General features: G+C 56.0%; 2 protein-coding genes. One reads left to right on the forward strand and one right to left on the reverse strand.

The features are described 5' to 3' along the window. The first annotated feature begins 133 nt into the window (after positions 1 to 133). Positions 134 to 757: an HAD family hydrolase gene (locus M0D67_RS41895; RefSeq protein ID WP_171925736.1), complete on the forward strand. Its 624-nt coding sequence runs from the start codon at positions 134 to 136 to the stop codon at positions 755 to 757. A gap of 120 nt (positions 758 to 877) precedes the next feature. Here M0D67_RS41895 and ltrA read toward each other — a convergent pair. Then, positions 878 to 2,536, reverse strand: a 1,659-nt coding sequence (ltrA, locus tag M0D67_RS41900; RefSeq protein WP_266243653.1) for a group II intron reverse transcriptase/maturase, incomplete at its 5' end; no start/stop codon positions are given.

Below are 2,536 nucleotides of genomic sequence, written 5' to 3' on the forward strand. Positions count from 1 at the left end.
CTTCTACTCAACTTTGCGCCGCCATCTAATGACGCTTTTACACCGCCGCTAACAAGCCCTCTCGCAAGGAGGCCAAAGCGGTACGCCGTTGCCTTCACTGCAGATTCCATCGCGCTCAGACCCCGATCGAACACTGTCGCGCGATCGGGTCGTTGCCGCCTTCGATTTCGACGGCACCATCACCACGTCCGACAGCCTCCGTGATTTTGTGCATTACACGGTCGGCAGTCCGCGATTGATCTATGGCGCGATTTGCGCGGCGCCTTGGATGGCTGGCATGCTGATCGACACGTGCGACCGAGGCACCGCGAAAGCGCATTTTCTTGCCGCGACGATCGGCGCCATGACCCGGCGCAAACTGGAAGACGCGGCGCAGCAATACGTGGCTCAGAGATTGCCGAAGCTCATTCGGCCTGAAATGGCCGCGCGAGTCCAGGAGCATAAGCGCCGTGGCCATCAACTCGTGCTGGTCAGCGCGTCGCCTGCGCTCTACCTGAAGGGCTGGGCTACGGCTGCGGGATTCGACGCGGTACTGGCAACCGAGCTCGAATTTCATGACGACCGTTTTTCTGGTCACCTGGCTTCCCCGAATTGCTGGGGACCGGAAAAAGTGCGGAGACTGCAACAATGGTTCCGCGGCGATCAGCCTCGAGTGCTCTATGCCTATGGCGATAGTCAAGGTGACCGGGAAATGCTCGCGCTTGCCGACCATGCATGGCTGCGCGGCCACGGTGAAATGCCTCCCATCGATGCATAGCGGGAAGCGCAGCGTATTAGTCCCGGCATTCCCCCTTAGTCGGGTAGCAGCAACGCCTCGCTGCGTCGCCGCCCCCCAAGAACGGAGCGTGCGAGTTTCCCCGCACTCCGCTCAAGCCGTTCAAAGCCCCTGATGCGGAGCCGGTTTCGTCACGGATAGTCCAAGGCTATGAATTTGCGCGTGGCAGTTCGGGTGAACCATGATCAAGTTTCGCGACGCATTACCTCCGCCGTCAACACGACGGACAATGTGGTGAACGTGCCAGCCTGTGTCCTTGGTGATGCGTTGGTGGCAGACACAGCAGATGCCCTGTTGAGCAAGCCAAAGCCGAATCAACTTCTTCCGACCTTTGAGCGAGTTGAACATCTTGAAACCTTGACGATCTTCGAAGTAACCTTCCCAGGCCGGGTCGAAGGGATTCGCCTCTGCTTTTATTTTAATGTGCCGCCGGATGGGTACCTCTGCCGCATAACGAAGCGTTGTCACGATTGGCTTACCATCTGGCCAATACTCGCCCGTTTGCGCAGCAAAGATCCAATCCCGTGTTCCAATGCATCGGAAGTAGCGATGCTTGATCCATTGGCGTCCCTTGTTGGAATGCCGGCGACAGCACCATTGCCACAACGCCCGCCATATCTCTGAATCGACGCGCGCGAAGACTCTCTTTGAGACGACATGTCGATGATAGTCCGCCCATCCTTTGATCACCGGGTTTAACAGGCCAATCAGGTTCTGCTGTTTGGCCGTCCGGTTTTCATTGATGATCGAGCGAATTTTCGTCAGAAACGCCTGAACGTTCTTCTTTGATGGCTTGATGAGCAGCTTGCCACGATACTTCCGAACGTTCTGTCCCAGAAAGTCGAACCCCTCCGAGATATGTGTGACCTTCGTCTTCTCTGGTGAGAGCGACAACCCGCGCTCCTGCATGAAACGTTCAATAATAGGTCTGACTTCCTGTTCCAGAACTTCTTTCGAGGGACCAGTAACTATGAAGTCATCGGCATAACGAACGAAATTGACTTTTGAACTGATTTGCCTTCCGTCGATCCACTTTGGTGGCCCAAAGGTAATCGCCAGATGAAGCTGCAAGCCATCCAATACCCAATTCGCGATCGCAGGCGAGATAATTCCGCCTTGCGGCACACCCATTTCGGTTGGGAACCACTGTCGATCTTTGAGGTACCCCGCCTGCAGCCATTTCCGAAGCATCTCTCTGTCCGTCGGGACGTGAGCAATGATCCAGTCATGCGAAATTTTGTCGAAACAGGCCTGAATGTCGCCTTCTAAAATCCACTGCGCAGCGCGTTTGGTCGCAAGTGCGATGAAGCATTGCTCGATCGCGTCGGCAGTGCATCTTTCCGGGCGAAACCCATAAGAGTGTGGGTCCGCACTCGTTTCCGATACAGGCTCCAGGGCGAGCAAATACAGCGCTTGCATCGCTCTGTCGCTTATACAGGGAATTCCGAGTGTTCTTGTCCGACCGTTGCTTTTGGGAATTTGAATTCTACGCAACGGTCGCGGCCGGTAGCCACGACGATGCAGAATTTCGATGGCGTGGTACTTGGCGTCCGGGGAGGACCATGTAACCTTATCGACCCCGGGTGTTTTCCTTCCTCGGTTTTCCGTCACCCGTTTGACGGCGAGTGCTTTGCCGCTGAACGAGTGGGTCAGCAGCCATTGCAGGGCTTTCACCCTGTTCCAGCGGCCTTCCTTTGTGGCCTTGACTAATGTGGAGCAGAGTGTAATGTGGAGTTCGGTAGGGAGCCTACAATGCGGTGG

The sequence above is a fragment of the Paraburkholderia sp. SECH4 genome (assembly GCF_030511745.1).
GTDB classification, from domain to species: Bacteria; Pseudomonadota; Gammaproteobacteria; order Burkholderiales; family Burkholderiaceae; genus Paraburkholderia; species Paraburkholderia madseniana.